A 15935-nucleotide genomic window follows, 5' to 3' on the forward strand; every position below is an offset into this window, starting at 1 on the left:
CCCGAGAATGTCAGCAGAACAACGCCAGGCGCCTTGGGGCGGCATTGCTTTTTTAGCCGTGTTGGTGGTGTTGCTGATAAGCGGTGGCATTCATACCTATAACTGGATGCAGGACGAGCAACAGGCACCGGTGCAGGTCATTGACTTCTCCGGGCAGTTTGAACAACTGGACGTACTGAAACTGGAGCGGCTTATCCGGCAGTCTCAGCCTGGCAGCTTTTTTGCGCTGGATGTGAACGACATTCACCGGCTGCTGGAAGAACAGGCCTGGGTGTACCGGGCGTCGGTACGCAAACAGTGGCCTAACCGGCTAAAGGTTTACCTGGTGGAGCAAACACCGGTAGCCAGATGGAATGAAGATTTAATGCTCAACCCTTATGGCGAAAGCTTTAACGCTGAGGGTAAAAATTTAGGCTTACCGCGCCTGTTTGGCCCGGGCGGCAGCGAGAAAACGGCATTAGAAGGATTTAACGCCATGCAGCGGTTACTGCGTAGCCGGCAACTGGATATTGAAGAGTTGTCGTTATCAGAGCGCTTTGCCTGGCAGGTACAACTGGTAAACGGGATAGAGATAAACCTTGGTCGACAGGAGTTTATTGACCGTTTACAACGATTTGTGGATGTTTACCCGTTACTGAGTGAGCAACCTAAGGGTGTCAGTTACGTGGATTTACGTTACGACACAGGGCTGGCCGTAGGCTGGCAAAATGAAACTGATACTAATCAGACTAAAAGTTAATAAGAGATAAGCGGCATATGTCTAAACCGGCAGAACGTAATTTGATTGTAGGACTGGATATCGGCACCAGCCGTGTGAAGGCGGTCCTCGGCGAGTTACTCGACGATGAGCAAATCAGTATCGTAGGTGTCGGTACCCATCCTGCCCGTGGTATGGATAAGGGTGGTGTGAACGATTTGAACCTGGTGGTGAAGTCTGTTCAAAGTGCAGTAAACGAAATGGAACTGATGGCCGATTGTCAGGTCTCTTCTGTGTTTATGTCGATTTCCGGACGGCACGTGAAATGCCAGAACGAAAGTGGCATGGTACCGATTAACAATCAGGAAGTGACCCAGGAAGACGTGGATAACGTGGTCCATGCGGCACGCTCGGTACCCATTGCGGCAGAACGTCGGTTACTGCATGTATTGCCACAGGAGTTTACCATTGATGTGCAGGAGGGCATTAAGAACCCGATTGGCATGTCAGGGGTAAGAATGGAAGCCGAGGCCCATATCATTACCTGTGCGGACGATATGGCGAAAAACCTGGTGAAATGTATTGAGCGCTGCGAGTTACAGGCCGATCAAATCATTTTCTCGGCGCTGGCATCCAGTTATGCCGTGCTGACAGATGATGAGCGTGAGCTTGGTGTCTGTGTAGTGGATATCGGTGCCGGCACGATGGATATTGTGATCTACACTGATGGTGCAATTCGTTATACCGCGGTGGTGCCGTTAGCCGGTAATCAGATTACCAGTGATATTGCAAAAATCTTCAGAACGCCAATTAGCAACGCTGAAGAAATTAAAGTTAACTATGCCTGCGCGCTAAAAGACATGGTTAGCATGGAAGAGAGTATTGAGGTACCCAGTGTTGGCGGTCGTCCGGCGCGGGTAATGTCTCGTCATACTCTTGCAGAGGTCATAGAACCTCGGTATCAGGAATTGTTTGAACTGATACATAAAGAAATTAAAAACAGTGGTTTTGAAGAGCAGATCGCTGCGGGCCTGGTGTTAACCGGTGGTACCGCAAAGATGGAAGGGGCTGTTGAAATCGCTGAAGAAATTTTCCAAATGCCGGTGCGGGTGGGTAGTCCGCTGAATATGGTTGGCTTGTCGGAATATACTGACGATGCCAGTTTCGCAACGGCAGTGGGGTTACTCCACTATGGAAAGATGCAAGCAGATAATAAAAAAACGAGCAAGCAACGCGTAGCGGATGGTTTATTCAAGCGCGTGCAAAGTTGGTTTAAAGGTGAATTTTAAATTTTAGGGGGCGCTTAGGTTTATCAGCGAGAGTCATGGAATGCTCAATATGCAGATGAACTCAAGTGTTAGAAAGACGTACAGAACCGGAGAGTAAGTATGTTTGAATTAATGGATAGCCACGGCGAAGAAGCCGTAATCAAAGTCATCGGTGTCGGTGGCGGCGGTGGCAATGCGGTTGAGCACATGGTGTCTCAGAGCATTGAAGGCGTAGAATTTATTGCAGTAAACACTGATGCACAGGTGTTACGTAGCTCTTCTGCAGATGTCACTCTGCAGATTGGCTCAAATGTGACTAAAGGTCTGGGTGCAGGTGCTGATGCTAACAAGGGTCGTGAAGCCGCACAGGAAGATCGCGAAACTATCCGCCAGGCGCTGGATGGTGCTGATATGGTATTTATCACCGCAGGTATGGGTGGTGGTACTGGTACTGGTGCCGCGCCGGAAGTGGCCAAGATTGCCCGTGAAATGGGCATCCTGACGGTTGCTGTGGTTACCAAGCCGTTTCCATTTGAAGGTAAAAAGCGGACTGATTTTGCTAACCAGGGCACTGATGAACTGGCTCGCAACGTTGACTCGCTGATTACTATTCCCAATGAGAAGTTGCTGAAAGTGATGGGCCCGGGTACGCCGCTGTTACAAGCGTTTAGTGCTGCTAATGACGTATTACGTGGTGCAGTGCAGGGGATTGCTGAACTGATTACCCGCCCTGGTTTGATCAACGTGGATTTCGCTGACGTACGTACTGTAATGTCTGAAATGGGTAAAGCCATGATGGGCAGCGGTTCAGCCTCAGGTCCGGACCGTGCTGAAGAAGCAGCAGAAGCAGCGATTGCCAGCCCGCTTCTGGAAGACATCGATCTGTCTGGTGCGCGCGGTATCCTGGTGAATATCACCGCGGGTCCTGATTTCGCCATCGACGAGTTCGAAACGGTAGGTAATGCGGTTAAAGCATTTGCCTCCGAAAACGCTACGGTAGTAGTGGGTACCGTTATCGACATGGAAATGACCGAAGAACTGCGGGTAACTGTAGTAGCAACCGGGATTGGTGCCGAGCGCAAGCCCGACATCTCGCTGGTGAGCTCTGAGGGTTCACGCCTGAGTGCTTCAGCCCGTGAGTTCCAGTCCAGCGGTGAATCCCGTGCGGTAGGTGGCACTGAAGGCAACCAGGCGCTAAAAGCGGATGAAAATGCGCAGCCTGGCAATGACCTTGAATACCTGGATATTCCGGCTTTCCTGCGTAAGCAAGCGGACTAGAACGGTAAACAAAAATTTACAGGGTACTTGGTCAAAGGGTTAAAATTGTTCATAAAGTGACCGATACTTTTGACAAGTAAGTGATGGCTAACTATAATGTTCGGCCGCTTTAGGTTAGGTGTTTTTTAAAGCCATGATTAGACAACGTACAATTAAACATGCAGTCCAGGAAACTGGCATAGGTTTGCACAAAGGGGACAAGGTCACGATGACTCTCCGGCCTGCGCCTGCGAACACGGGAATCGTGTTTCGGCGTATTGACCTTGAGCCGCATGTGGACATTCACTCCCGCGCCAACGCGGTAGGGAATACCATGTTGTGTACCTGTCTGAATAATGACGACGGCGTGAGTATTCATACCGTGGAACATTTAGCGTCAGCATTAGCCGGACTGGGTATTGATAACATCATTGTTGAAGTTAACAGCAATGAACTGCCGATTATGGATGGCAGTGCGAGTCCATTTGTGTTCCTGCTCCAATCGGCTGGCATTGAAGAATTAAACGCGCCTAAGCGCTTTATTCGTATCACTAAGCCAGTTCGTGTGGAAGACGGCGACAAGTGGGCAGAATTACGCCCGTACGATGGCTTCCGGGTTGATTTCCAGATTGACTTTGAGCATCCGGTTATCAGCCAGACTCGCCAGCACATGGTTATGGATTTCGATTCCTGCTCTTATGTGAGCGAAGTAAGCCGTGCCCGTACCTTTGGTTTTATGCGTGATCTGGAATACATGAACGCTAACAATCTGGCCCTCGGTGGCAGCATGGAAAATGCCGTCGCGCTGGATGACTACCGGGTACTGAACCCGGAAGGTCTGCGTTATGATGATGAATTCCTGAAGCATAAAATTCTCGACGCCATCGGTGACCTGTATTTAGGTGGTCACAGTATCATTGGTGAACTGGCGGCGTATAAAACCGGCCATGGTCTTAACAACAAGTTGCTGAATGCGGTACTCGCGCAGCGTGATTGTTGGGAATACATCACCTATGAGTCGCAGGACGAAGCGCCAATTCGCTACGCGCAACCCGCTCTGGCCTAATACTTTATGCTGAAAAAGCCGCCCTCGTGGCGGCTTTTTTGTTGTTTAATAGGGGCGAATGTCGCTAGAATAGCGAACCATGATTATTAAGCTGGCTGTTATTGCATCGCTGGCTCAGAGCAGAACGATAAAAAAGACTTCAAAATGAAACTAACAGTGACATTTATTGGTAAGCATAAACGCATCAGGCGCAGCATCAGTGTGCGCTCGATCGTGAGCCTTACCGTGTTATCGTCACTGTTTGTTCTTGTATCCAGCCGTTCTACCGACTCTTCCTTTGAAAACCTTGCCCGCGTAAAAGTTGCCCAGAATATTCTTGAAGCCGAACAGCAGCAGGTAGATTCCCTTGCTGCCGCGACCGACGAACAGGTTAAGGCATTGGCGGCGCAACTGATGGCAATGCAAAACTCGCTGGATAAAATAGACGCGAAAACCCAGGTGCTGGCTAAAGCAATGGGTGTGGACGAGCAGTCGGTAGGCGATTTCGGACTGGCATCAGCCACCATAAATAATCAGCTGGAAGACGAAGAACGGCGGTTGTTATCGCCGATAAAAGAATTAAGCAGTCAGTTAAAGCACAAGCAGCAGCAACTGGCCGCACTTGAAAGATTGGTTACCGGGCACCATATAGATGAACAGATTAGTTTGTCGGGACGCCCGATAGAGACAGGATGGTTATCATCCTACTATGGCATGCGCACGGATCCCTTTACCGGACAACCGGCCATGCACAACGGATTAGACTTTGCCGGTGAAGTAGGTGACGGTGTTGTCGCCACCGCGGCAGGCATAGTGACCTGGTCAGGCGATCGGTACGGTTACGGACATCTCGTGGAAATAGAACACGGCGATGGGTTAGTAACGCGCTATGGTCACAATCAGACTCTGCTGGTTAATAAGGGTGATTTGGTTACGAAAGGCCAGGTTATCGCGCTAATGGGGAGTACCGGACGTTCTACCGGCGCTCATGTCCATTACGAAGTCATTAAAGCAGGTCAAAAAGTCGATCCACTCCCTTACGTTTACAAAAAGTAGCGTAAGCCTCTATTACACGCCAATCAATTTATTGTAACGCGACAGATTAATCTGCCGGTCAGATTTTTTTGTTTTTGATAAATCACAGAAGTGGAAATACCAACACAATGTTTGCAAGCATGCTCAGGAAAGTATTTGGCAGTCGTAACGATCGACTATTAAAAAAATTACAAAAGCACGTCAATGCCATTAATGCGCTGGAAGCAGAATACGAAGCCCTTGATGATGCTGCGCTAAAGCAGAAGACGGTGGAGTTTCAGCAACGCCTGAAAGACGGCGCGAGCCTCGATGACATTCTAATCGAAGCATTTGCAACCGTTCGCGAGGCTAGTAAACGTGTGTATGGCATGCGCCACTTCGATGTACAGATGCTTGGTGGCCAGGTATTGCACTCCGGTAAAATTGCCGAGATGCGTACCGGTGAAGGTAAAACGCTGACCTCTACCTTACCCACTTACTTAAATGCACTCACCGGCCGTGGTGTTCACGTGATTACCGTGAACGATTACCTGGCCAAACGGGATGCAAACTGGAGCCGCAGTTTATTTGAATATCTGGGCTTAACCGTGGGATGTAATGTGCCAGGACTAGCGCCGGAGCAGAAGCGCGAGGCTTATCAGGCAGATATTACTTACGGTACCAACAACGAATTTGGTTTTGATTACCTGCGCGATAACATGGCGTTCAGCCCTCAGGATCGGGTGCAGCGAGAACTCTATTATGCGGTAATCGATGAAGTGGACTCCATCCTGATTGATGAAGCCCGTACACCGTTGATTATCTCTGGTGCCGCCGAAGACAGCTCAGAGCTGTACTTACGGATCAACCAGATTATTCCTGAACTGACCAGGCAGGATAAAGAAGACGAAGAAGGTAAGCATGGCGATGGTGACTTCACCATTGATGAAAAGGCCAAGCAAATCCACCTGACAGAGCACGGTCAGATTCACGTTGAAGAAATCATGAAACGTGAAGGTCTGCTTAAGGAAGAAGAATCGTTATTTGATGCCGGTAATATTTCTTTACTGCACCACGTAAATGCGGCCTTGCGCGCCCACAAGCTGTTTACCAAAGACGTCGACTACATTGTTAAAGACGATAACATCGTTATTGTTGATGAGCATACCGGCCGTACAATGGAAGGCCGTCGTTGGTCGGAAGGCCTGCACCAGGCTGTTGAAGCCAAAGAAGGTGTGAAAATTCAAAACGAAAACCAGACTCTGGCTTCCATTACTTTCCAGAACTATTTCCGTTTATACGAAAAACTGTCGGGTATGACAGGGACGGCAGATACCGAAGCCTTCGAGTTTAATCATATCTACAGCCTCGAAACGGTAGTTATTCCTACCAACCGCGCCATGGTGCGTGATGATAAGGCAGATTTAATCTACCTGACGGCTCAGGAAAAGTACGACGCCATCGTCGAAGATATTCGCCGCTGCGTGAAGCGCGGTCAGCCTACGCTGGTAGGTACGGTGTCTATCGAAAACTCAGAGTTGTTGTCACGTATTCTGAAAAAAGAAAAGATCCCTCATAAAGTACTGAACGCCAAGTTCCATGCTCAGGAAGCCGATATTGTTGCGCAGGCCGGTCGTCCCGGAGCGGTAACGATTGCTACCAACATGGCGGGCCGTGGTACTGACATTGTACTGGGTGGTAACTGGCAGGCGGAAGTCGATAAGCTGGAAAACCCCACTGAAGCGCAGATTCAAAAGATTAAAGAGCAGTGGGAAAAAGACCACGAAACCGTACTGGCTGCCGGCGGCCTGCATATTATTGGTACTGAGCGCCATGAGTCACGTCGTATCGATAACCAGTTACGTGGTCGTGCTGGTCGTCAGGGTGACCCGGGTTCATCACGTTTTTATCTGTCACTGGATGATGCCCTGATGCGTATTTTCGCCTCAGAAAAAATGGCCAGCATGATGAAACGTCTGGGCATGGAGAAAGGCGAAGCTATCGAGCACCCGTGGGTAACTCGTGCGATTGAAAACGCCCAGCGTAAGGTAGAAGGGCGCAACTTTGATATTCGTAAGCAATTGCTGGAATACGATGATGTTGCCAACGATCAGCGTAAGGTAATTTACGAGCAGCGTAATGAACTGCTTGATGAGTCGGACATCAGCGAAACTGTGCAGGCAATCCGTGAAGACGTTATCAGTGGTGTGGTAGATGAGTACATTCCACCGCAGTCGCTGGAAGAAATGTGGGATGTGTCCGGACTGGAGCAGCGTCTTAAGGCAGACTTTGCGCTGGACGCGCCAATTCAGCAATGGCTGGATGCGGACGACAAACTGTATGAAGAAAAACTGCGTGAGAAGATCCTGGATGAGTTAAACGCAGCTTACAAAGCCAAAGAAGAAATGGTCGGTGAGCAGGTACTGCGTCAGTTTGAAAAAGCGGTGATGCTGCAGAACCTCGACAGTAACTGGAAAGAACACCTGGCCGCCATGGATCATCTGCGTCAGGGTATCCATCTGCGCGGCTATGCACAGAAGAACCCTAAGCAGGAATATAAGCGTGAAGCCTTTGAGTTATTCTCGAATATGCTGGAAGGCCTCAAACTTGAAGTCATTACGATTTTAAGCCGGGTACAGGTGCGCGCTGAATCGGATGTTGAGAAAGTGGAAGAACAGCGTCGTCAGGCCGACGATGTTCCTAAGAACTTCCAGCACGCCGAAGCCGATGGTGAGCCTTCTGAAGATGTAAGCGGCCCTCAGGCAGCCATGCGTCAGGGGCCCAAAGTCGGCCGTAACGATCCATGCCCTTGTGGCTCAGGCAAAAAATACAAGCAGTGCCACGGTAAATTAAAATAAGCCAAAAGCGCTGAACAACAAAAGCTGGTTATCTGTGGTGTGCAGGTTACCGGCTTTTTTTATGCGGATAGAGAACAGGAAACGAATGATGAAATACATCGATGTGGCGGTAGGGGTCATTCTACGCGATAACCAAACCTACGTTTGTTTGCGCGCCAGCGATAAACATCAGGGTGGTAAGTGGGAATTTCCCGGTGGCAAAGTGGAAGAGGGTGAGGCGCATGAAGCTGCGCTGGGCAGAGAGTTACAGGAAGAAGTGGCTATTGTTACCACCTTCTGTGAGCCACTGATAATGATTGAGCACGATTACGGTGATAAGTGCGTGCGTTTGCATGTGTATACAGTAACAGGCTTTGACGGCGAACCCACCGGTGCCGAAGGCCAACCAGGAAAATGGCTGGCACTGGATAATCTGAATTATGATGACTTCCCGGCAGCTAACCGGGAAATCATTGATGCTTTGATGGCACGACAAGTGAAACGATAGGTTAAAACCGGTAGCGTTTGAGCTGTTGCTGCATGCTGCTGATTTCGTCTACCAGCTGCGCACAGTTTTGCGCAACCTGGCGGGCGTAATCGCTGTTCTGATTGCCCACATTCTGAATACTGCTCAGGCGCTTAGCCACATCTTCGGTGATGCTGGCCTGCCGTGAGGCCATGGTCGCCGCTTCCTGATTTAACTCAGTAATGGTGGCAACGGCATGCAAAGATTTCTCCAGAGACTCGCCGGCATTTTGTGTCACCTGTACGGTAGCGAATGCATTGTCTTTGTTTTGCTGCATTTTATCTGCCGCCTCACGACTGCCCTGCTGTAAGCGCTCAATCATCACGCGGATCTCTTCAGTGGATGACTGGGTGCGACTGGCCAGTGAGCGGACTTCGTCTGCGACCACGGCGAACCCGCGGCCTTGCTCTCCGGCCCGCGCGGCCTCAATCGCTGCGTTGAGTGCCAGTAAATTTGTTTGCTCAGCGATATTACGGATAACATCCATCACGCCACTGATTTGTTCACTGGCGGCAGCCAGTTCATTGATAACCTGAACCGACGTATCGATATTCTGTGCCTGGGCCTCAATGTCTTTAATGGTTGCTGACAACACGCTGACACTGTTTCGGGTGTCACTGTCGGCAGCGCCTGCGGCTTCATTAGAATGGTTAATGTTAGTGGAGACCGCGACCGCATTTTCCTGCAGTGTTGATAATGCGTCGCCGATGGCACTGGTTTCACTGGTTAGTTCCGTTACCGTCGAGCTGGACTTCACCGCAGTGTCATTAAGTTGCCGGGACTGGGAAAGCATGGTGTCTGTGGCCTGATTTACGCTCCTCAGAGTGGTCTGTAGTTGCGAAAGCAGTTTATTAAACCCTTGGGCCATCTGGCCGAATTCGTCGCTGGAATTGGCATTAAAACGGAATGTGAGGTCGCCTTCACCAGAGGCCAGATCGTTCACAACACCGATAAACTCATCCAGAGGCTTACCCACCAAATAATTGATTAAGAAGAATATGGTGGCCAGAATCGCCACACTGGCAACAATGATTTTCAGTAGCACTGAGAATACTGCACCAGCTACCAATGATGACTTTTCGTCACTGGACGCGGCCAGGATGAGTTCATAGCCCCATTTTTCAAAGGGAATAATGCTGATATCCCAGTTGTCATCGCCGTTAGCCAGTGCGTTATTCACCGTCGCTTCATTAACGTGGGAAGAGAACATGCGCAGGTTACCCTTGCTGTCTTTCAGCGCCACAAACCCCTCTTCAAGCAATTTGCTTTTGGTAATGGCTTCTTCGAGAACATTGAGGTCAGCAGAATAGCCCACGTACCAGATACCTATGACTTGTTGAGTCGCGTTAAACATGGGCTCGTAAGCAGTGAGGTAAGGGCTGCCGAGAATATCCACGGCGCCATAATAGGCTTTACGCTGCTTGATCTGCGCCATGGCCTTACCCTGCGGTGCCAGCTTGGTACCAATGGCCCGTTCACCGTCTTTGATAACATTGGTGCTGACCCGGATAAAATCATCGCCGGTTTTGCTAAACAGTGTGGCGGTGCCGCCCATTACGGCGGTGAGGCCATCAACCAATGCGAAGTTATTGGCTTGTGCTTCGCCGCCAATAAGCAGTTGGGTGGCCGGGGTTTGTTTCACCATTACCTCGCCGCCCTGAGAGGGAATACCCATTGCATCCCCTCGTTCTTTTAGCAGCTTCATGCTGCTAACTACGCGTTCGTGCATCAACGAGTCTGTAACGGTGAGAATGTTTGTCAGTCTGGCAGACAACTGCTCTTTTTGTTGGCTGATTTTATCTTCAGCCTCTGAGGAGGCTGAAATAGAAGTAATAATCGCAATCACTACCGCAAAAGCGGCAATGACCACAGTGATAGCAATAAGAAATTTACGCTGAATGGACATACTTACTCCGGCAACTAACGGGTTTTGCTGGCGTCCCTGTACAGCAAAAAATACAGCAACTAAATAGGCTGCTTTGTTATTACTAGTTAATAGTAGAGTAAATTTTCGATTCAGCTAATTTTTTGCAATGAATCTAAATGCTGTCGTTGTTTTTAAACAAAAGCGCTAAGTAAGGTATTAAGGTATCGACGGCCCATTGGGGTGACCTGCCAGTTGTGTGCTGTTTCAGCCAGCAATCCATTACTGATGGCCTGCTCTATAGCGTCTTGCTGTGGTGTAGTGAGAGATGTACCAGTGAGTGCCGCAAAATCGGCCTGTGGGCAGGGCTCCACCAGTCGAAAACGATTCATAAAAAACTCAAAGGCCAGATCGTCTTCCTCAACCTGGTTCTGATGATCAAGGTAAGGCCGGTTAAGTGTCATGTAACCACGAGGATGCTTTACTTTTACCGTGCGGATAATAGAGCGATTCTCGATGTTGGTTAATTTGCCATGGGCGCCGCAGCCAATGCCAATGTAGTCGCCAAATCGCCAGTAGTTGAGGTTATGCCTGCATTGATAACCGGGTTTACTGTAACCGGATATTTCGTATTGCTCATAGCCAGCCGCAGCCAGTAATTTGTGACCTTCAGCCTGGATATCCCACAGAATATCATCGTCAGGTAATTCCGGCGGCCTGGAGTAAAACGGCGTATTAGGTTCAATAGTGAGCTGATACCAGGATAAATGCTTTGGCTGTTGGTTTATTGCCTGTTTTAAGTCATCGAGTGCGTTCTGCAGGGTTTGATCCGGCAAGCCGTGCATCAGATCCACGTTAAAGCTTTTAACACCACTTTGCTCGGCCTGGGTAATAGCGAATAAGGCCTGGGCCGGGTCGTGAATACGCCCCAGCGCGGTTAAATGCCGGGCCTGAAAGCTTTGAATACCAATAGAAAATCGGTTTACCCCTGCCGCTACGTATCCTTCAAACCGGGCCGCCTCTATGGTGCCGGGATTGGCCTCCAGAGTAATTTCTATGTCCTGCGCAAAAGGCACGCGTTTTTGCGCTTCAGTAAGCAAGTGTCCTATGCTCTCGGGACTAAATAAACTTGGCGTACCGCCGCCGATGAAAATGGTCTCTACCGGCCGCTCACCGGTCATACGGGCGTCCTGCTCTAAATCGGCCAGTAAATGGGCGATATATTCCTGTTCTGGCAGCCCGCTTTTCAGCGCGTGGGAATTAAAGTCACAGTAGGGGCATTTTTGCACACACCAGGGAATGTGAATGTACAGGCCCAGAGGGGGTAAGCGCATTACAGACCTTTGATACGTGCCAGTAATTGCTGCATGGCCTGGCCACGATGACTCACTGCGTTCTTCTGGGCTTTTTCAAGTTCTGCAGCAGTACACTTAAACTCATCCACGTAAAACACCGGATCGTAGCCAAAACCGCCTTCACCATGAGGATGGCGGGTAATGCTGCCATGCCACTGCCCTTCACTGATGAACGGGATGGGGTCGCCAGCGTGGCGCATCAAGACCAGTACACACTGAAAGTGCGCGGCACGGTTTGCGTTGTCTTCGCCTAAAGCGCTAAGTAATCGGGCAATGTTGTCGCTGTCTGAGGCATCCTCACCGGCGTAGCGCGCCGAGTAAATACCCGGTGCACCCTGCAGGGCATCAACCACCAGGCCTGAGTCATCGGCGATAGCGGGTAAACCGGTTTCCTGCGCCGCATGGCGGGCTTTAATAATGGCATTTTCCACAAAGGTGGTACCGGTCTCGGGCACACTGCTGACGTTAAATTCACTTTGCGGCAGCACTTCAATATTGAGTGGAGTAAACAGGCTGGCAAATTCTTTGACTTTCCCGGCGTTACCGGTAGCCAGAACCACTTTAGCAGGCAGTGACATAATACTTATCTCTTTTTCTTTTTGGCAGTTTTGGACGTTTTAGCTTTCTTTTTCTTAGCCTTATTTTCCGGCGCTTTGTGTTTAGGGCGCAGGCCTTCAACAAAACGGGCTTTAAACGGCTCATCCATATAGCGAGAGACTTTGCCGACCATCTCAAAATCATGGGCTTCGATTAACGAAATGGCAGTGCCTTTAGCGCCTGCTCGTCCGGTACGCCCTATCCGGTGTACGTAAACATCGGCTTTGCGAGGCATATCAAAGTTAATCACATGGCTGACGTTGGGTACATCGATGCCGCGGGCGGCCACATCGGTGGCCAGCAGAATGTTTAGTTTTCCTGATTTAAAACTGGCCAGGGCAGCATTACGTTTGTCCTGGGGCATTTCCCCCTGCAGGTAACAGACGTTGACGCCCAGTCGCTGGAGGTTTTCACGCAGCCATTGCAGACGTTCACGGGTTTTCACAAACACCACGGCGCTGGTGATCTGTTCCTTGAGGATTTTTTCCAGTAAGGCAAGCTTATGCTCAAGGTTATCGGCCAGGTGATACCACTGGTGAATTTTGGCTTTCTCACGACGTGGTGGATCGGCTTCGATGATTGCCGGTTCATTGAGCAGATCATTGGCAAAATGACGTACACCAGCGCCTTCCAGCGTGGCCGAGAACAACATATTCTGTTTACGCCAGCGGGCTTCAGAAGCAATTTGATTGACGATGCCAGAAAAGCCCATATCCAGCATGCGGTCAGCTTCATCAAGAATTAAACATTCAATGTCACGGCAATCTGCCGATTCCTGTTCGATGTGTTCAAACAGGCGACCTGGCGTTGCAACCAGAATATCAAGATTTTGTGACAGGGTTTCCCGGTCGGTGCCGTAGTTAATACCGCCAGTGATCACACCGCAAATCAGATCGGTGTAGCGGGTAACGGCAACCGCTTGTTCGTAAACCTGTAATGCCAGTTCACGGGTCGGTGTCAGAACCAGAATACGGGTAGCGCCCGGCTGTTTGCGCGGAAAATCCAGCAGAAACTGGCAGGCCGGTAATAAGAAGCCCAGGGTTTTACCTGTCCCGGTTGGGGCAGAAGCCAGAATATCTTTACCTTCCATGGCTTGGGGTACCACCATGGACTGGATGGTAGTAGGGCGGCTCAAGCCCATATCCGCGAGTGCCCGGCACAGGTCATCGTCTAATTCTAGTTGTTCGAATGTCATAAAAATACGTCTGTCGCATGAATGGCGCTATTGTAGCATTAAATCTGCTAAACGCCGTGATTTGTGATGCTCTGTTCAATCTGTTTTAGCCGTTGCTGGCTAAGTTGCTGTTTGATGTCGGGGCCTTTATGTCCGGCAGCAATAATGGCTTTCACGTCTACCTGATTAGCCGCTGCAAGCGCTTCGGTGAATACCGCTTTAAAATGCAGCCCTTGCTCAGGATAGACAACAGTAAACAGCGGTATCAGGCGCTCCAGTCGTTCGGGGCGGCGCCAGGCGTCGCAGGTATTGAGCGCGTCCAGTAGCCATTCGCTCTGGTGAATGTGTTTGGCCAGTGAAGGCAGTATTGTTGCCGCCAGTTGCGCACAGTCGGCTTGCTGATTTGGCACCTTGAGTCTTTTTTGCAGCGTGCCTAGTGCCTGGTGCTCAAGGGGCCAGCAGACTGTCGCCCAGCGAACAGTTAAGGGCTGTTCAGATGCTGCTGCCTGCTGTAGTGAAGTTGTTATTGACTCATCAGATATTACAGACTCAAGTTCCGGCATCCAGGCTTTAAGTGCGCCGCATTGCTGTAATACTCTAAGGTACACTTCGGGGTTGTCTTCCATTAGTGCCCGTCGTGTCTCCTGCCATACGCGCTCAGCACTTAAATGGCGGATATCGTCGGATGCGGCCATGGTTTGCATAAGCATCATGGTTTCTTCTGCTACGGAAAATCCGAGGTAAGCGTAGCGGGCTGCAAACCGGGCAACCCGGAATATCCGCAGTGGATCCTCGCTGAATGCCGAAGATACATGGCGCAGTAGCCGCTGCTGCAAATCCGCCTGACCATTGTATGGGTCAATGAGTTCGCCGCTGGCGGATTCTGCCATGGCATTGATGGTGAGATCCCGACGCAGCAGGTCTTCTTCGAGGGTCACATCGGGCGTGGCATGGCAACTGAAACCGGTATAGCCACCGCCGGTTTTTCTTTCGGTGCGGGCGAGGGCATACTCTTCCTGAGTTTGCGGGTGCAGAAACACCGGGAAGTCTTTGCCCACCTGCGTATAACCTTCGGCCAGTAACTGCGCTGGCGTTGCGCCCACTACTACCCAGTCACGCTCGGTGACTTTGCGATGAAGTAATTTGTCGCGTACTGCGCCACCAACCAGATAAACCTGCATGCTCACAATCTGCTGTTGAATAATGGGCATATTATGCCTGAGTAAGCAGGGCAACCGCATACTTTTACCCAAAAATAAGCTCTGCTCTGAATTCATCGGCCCAGCCAGCCATTTTGAGTTTGCTTCTCATGCTGGCTTTCTTGGGGTGTAAACGAGCCATATTCAAACAAAACCGCCTAATCACTCCGACATTTTCCGCTCCGTCCTCTTTGCGTATTCGGCTATCATCTTCTTTGAACGTCACGTCTAACACCCAGTGGACTTTATTTTCGACTTCCCAGTGTGCTCGGATAGCCTGGTTGACCGCAACGGGGTCAATATCCAGTGAACTGATGTAATATTGCGTTTCAGTGCTCACCTCTTTGTCTTTAAGGTGGCGCTCTCGCTCTATTTTGATAACACTGCGTATACCTTTCCAGTGCTGTGCTTCACTTATCCACTCACTGACTCTTAGTTGCTGGCACCGGCGTACTTCAATTCGTCCATGGCCAGAATCAGTCTGTTCATTACAGGCAATCCAAGCGGGATTATCCCTCTCTACCTTATGGAAATAGGCGGCAATTTCATCGCGTAGTTGTTTGTGGTTGTTTTTGATGCAGAGCACATAATCTGCGTTCTCCGAGCTGATTTTCTCGACTATCTTTTTCTGAGAGTTCATGGCATCTGCACTGATAAGAGCGCCTTTAATATTAAGCGTGTCGAGTAGGTCCAATACCGAAGCATTCTCATTTTTCTTGCCCGATGACTTCAGTTGCGCAAGCACTAAACCTGCATCTTTGCTCCAGGCGGTAATGCTATGTAATGCCGTTTGCTTATCGCCATCGTAGGAATGACGAAGTGTCTTACCGTCGATGGCAATTTGAGGCTTACCCGTTTCAACACGCACTTCATTCACCCAATTCATAAAGGCTTTATTTAATTGTTCAGGGCATATTACTCGAACAATTCGGGCAATGGTATCGTCAACAGGAATGCCGTTTTCAAAGGGACGGTATTGGCGCAACCAATCAAGTTTATCTCGACCAAACACTTCTATATCGCTCCAACCCTCTGCTCCAGAAAGGACTGCACTCACAGTCAGAAATATCACATCAATAAAGTCATGTTGAACATTAATTTG

At 49.9% G+C, this 15935-nt stretch carries 13 protein-coding genes; 7 read left to right on the forward strand and 6 right to left on the reverse strand.

The features are described from left to right. Positions 1–7 precede the first annotated feature (7 nt). The 7 genes from D9T21_RS15880 to mutT all read left to right on the forward strand — a co-directional run bounded on the left by D9T21_RS15880 (position 8) and on the right by mutT (position 8626). Complete coding sequence (locus D9T21_RS15880; RefSeq protein WP_123325914.1) at positions 8–739, forward strand: cell division protein FtsQ/DivIB; 732 nt, start codon at positions 8–10, stop codon at positions 737–739. 17 nt (positions 740–756) lie between these two features. Beyond that, positions 757–1986, forward strand: coding sequence for a cell division protein FtsA (ftsA, locus tag D9T21_RS15885; RefSeq protein ID WP_105934333.1), 1230 nt, complete (start codon positions 757–759; stop codon positions 1984–1986). A gap of 99 nt (positions 1987–2085) precedes the next feature. Continuing rightward, positions 2086–3243, forward strand: a complete 1158-nt coding sequence (gene ftsZ, locus D9T21_RS15890) for a cell division protein FtsZ (protein WP_123325916.1) — start codon at positions 2086–2088, stop codon at positions 3241–3243. 133 nt (positions 3244–3376) lie between these two features. Further along, the gene (gene lpxC, locus D9T21_RS15895) at positions 3377–4288 is read left to right on the forward strand and encodes a UDP-3-O-acyl-N-acetylglucosamine deacetylase (RefSeq protein ID WP_105934392.1); all 912 of its coding nucleotides are present in this window, start codon (positions 3377–3379) and stop codon (positions 4286–4288) included. Between the two features lie 144 nt (positions 4289–4432). Then, a complete protein-coding gene (locus tag D9T21_RS15900) occupies positions 4433–5323 on the forward strand; it encodes a M23 family metallopeptidase (protein WP_123325918.1) in 891 nt (296 codons plus the stop codon). 107 nt (positions 5324–5430) lie between these two features. Continuing rightward, positions 5431–8139, forward strand: coding sequence for a preprotein translocase subunit SecA (gene secA / locus D9T21_RS15905; RefSeq protein WP_123325920.1), 2709 nt, complete (start codon positions 5431–5433; stop codon positions 8137–8139). 88 nt (positions 8140–8227) lie between these two features. Next, positions 8228–8626: an 8-oxo-dGTP diphosphatase MutT gene (mutT, locus tag D9T21_RS15910; protein WP_377908346.1), complete on the forward strand. Its 399-nt coding sequence runs from the start codon at positions 8228–8230 to the stop codon at positions 8624–8626. 1 nt (position 8627) lies between these two features. Here the strand turns inward: mutT and D9T21_RS15915 are convergent, their stop codons facing one another. From D9T21_RS15915 to D9T21_RS15940, 6 genes are all read right to left on the reverse strand, one after another. Continuing rightward, the gene (locus D9T21_RS15915) at positions 8628–10550 is read right to left on the reverse strand and encodes a methyl-accepting chemotaxis protein (RefSeq protein WP_123325924.1); all 1923 of its coding nucleotides are present in this window, start codon (positions 10548–10550) and stop codon (positions 8628–8630) included. A 152-nt stretch (positions 10551–10702) separates the two neighbouring features. Continuing rightward, positions 10703–11842, reverse strand: a complete 1140-nt coding sequence (hemW, locus tag D9T21_RS15920; protein ID WP_123325926.1) for a radical SAM family heme chaperone HemW — start codon at positions 11840–11842, stop codon at positions 10703–10705. Then, positions 11842–12441: an XTP/dITP diphosphatase gene (locus D9T21_RS15925; RefSeq protein ID WP_377908341.1), complete on the reverse strand. Its 600-nt coding sequence runs from the start codon at positions 12439–12441 to the stop codon at positions 11842–11844. Before D9T21_RS15925 ends, hemW begins: the two co-directional genes overlap by 1 nt. A gap of 5 nt (positions 12442–12446) precedes the next feature. Beyond that, positions 12447–13655, reverse strand: coding sequence for an ATP-dependent RNA helicase SrmB (srmB, locus tag D9T21_RS15930; protein WP_123325928.1), 1209 nt, complete (start codon positions 13653–13655; stop codon positions 12447–12449). Between the two features lie 47 nt (positions 13656–13702). Next, entirely contained in the window at positions 13703–14815 is a 1113-nt protein-coding gene (locus tag D9T21_RS15935) for a tRNA nucleotidyltransferase/poly(A) polymerase-related protein (RefSeq protein WP_123325934.1), read from the reverse strand. Between the two features lie 64 nt (positions 14816–14879). After that, positions 14880–15932, reverse strand: coding sequence for an ISAs1 family transposase (locus tag D9T21_RS15940; protein WP_105933364.1), 1053 nt, complete (start codon positions 15930–15932; stop codon positions 14880–14882). Positions 15933–15935 lie beyond the last annotated feature (3 nt).

Source organism: Marisediminitalea oceani (assembly GCF_003731635.1).
Classification (GTDB): domain Bacteria; phylum Pseudomonadota; class Gammaproteobacteria; order Enterobacterales; family Alteromonadaceae; genus Alteromonas; species Alteromonas oceani.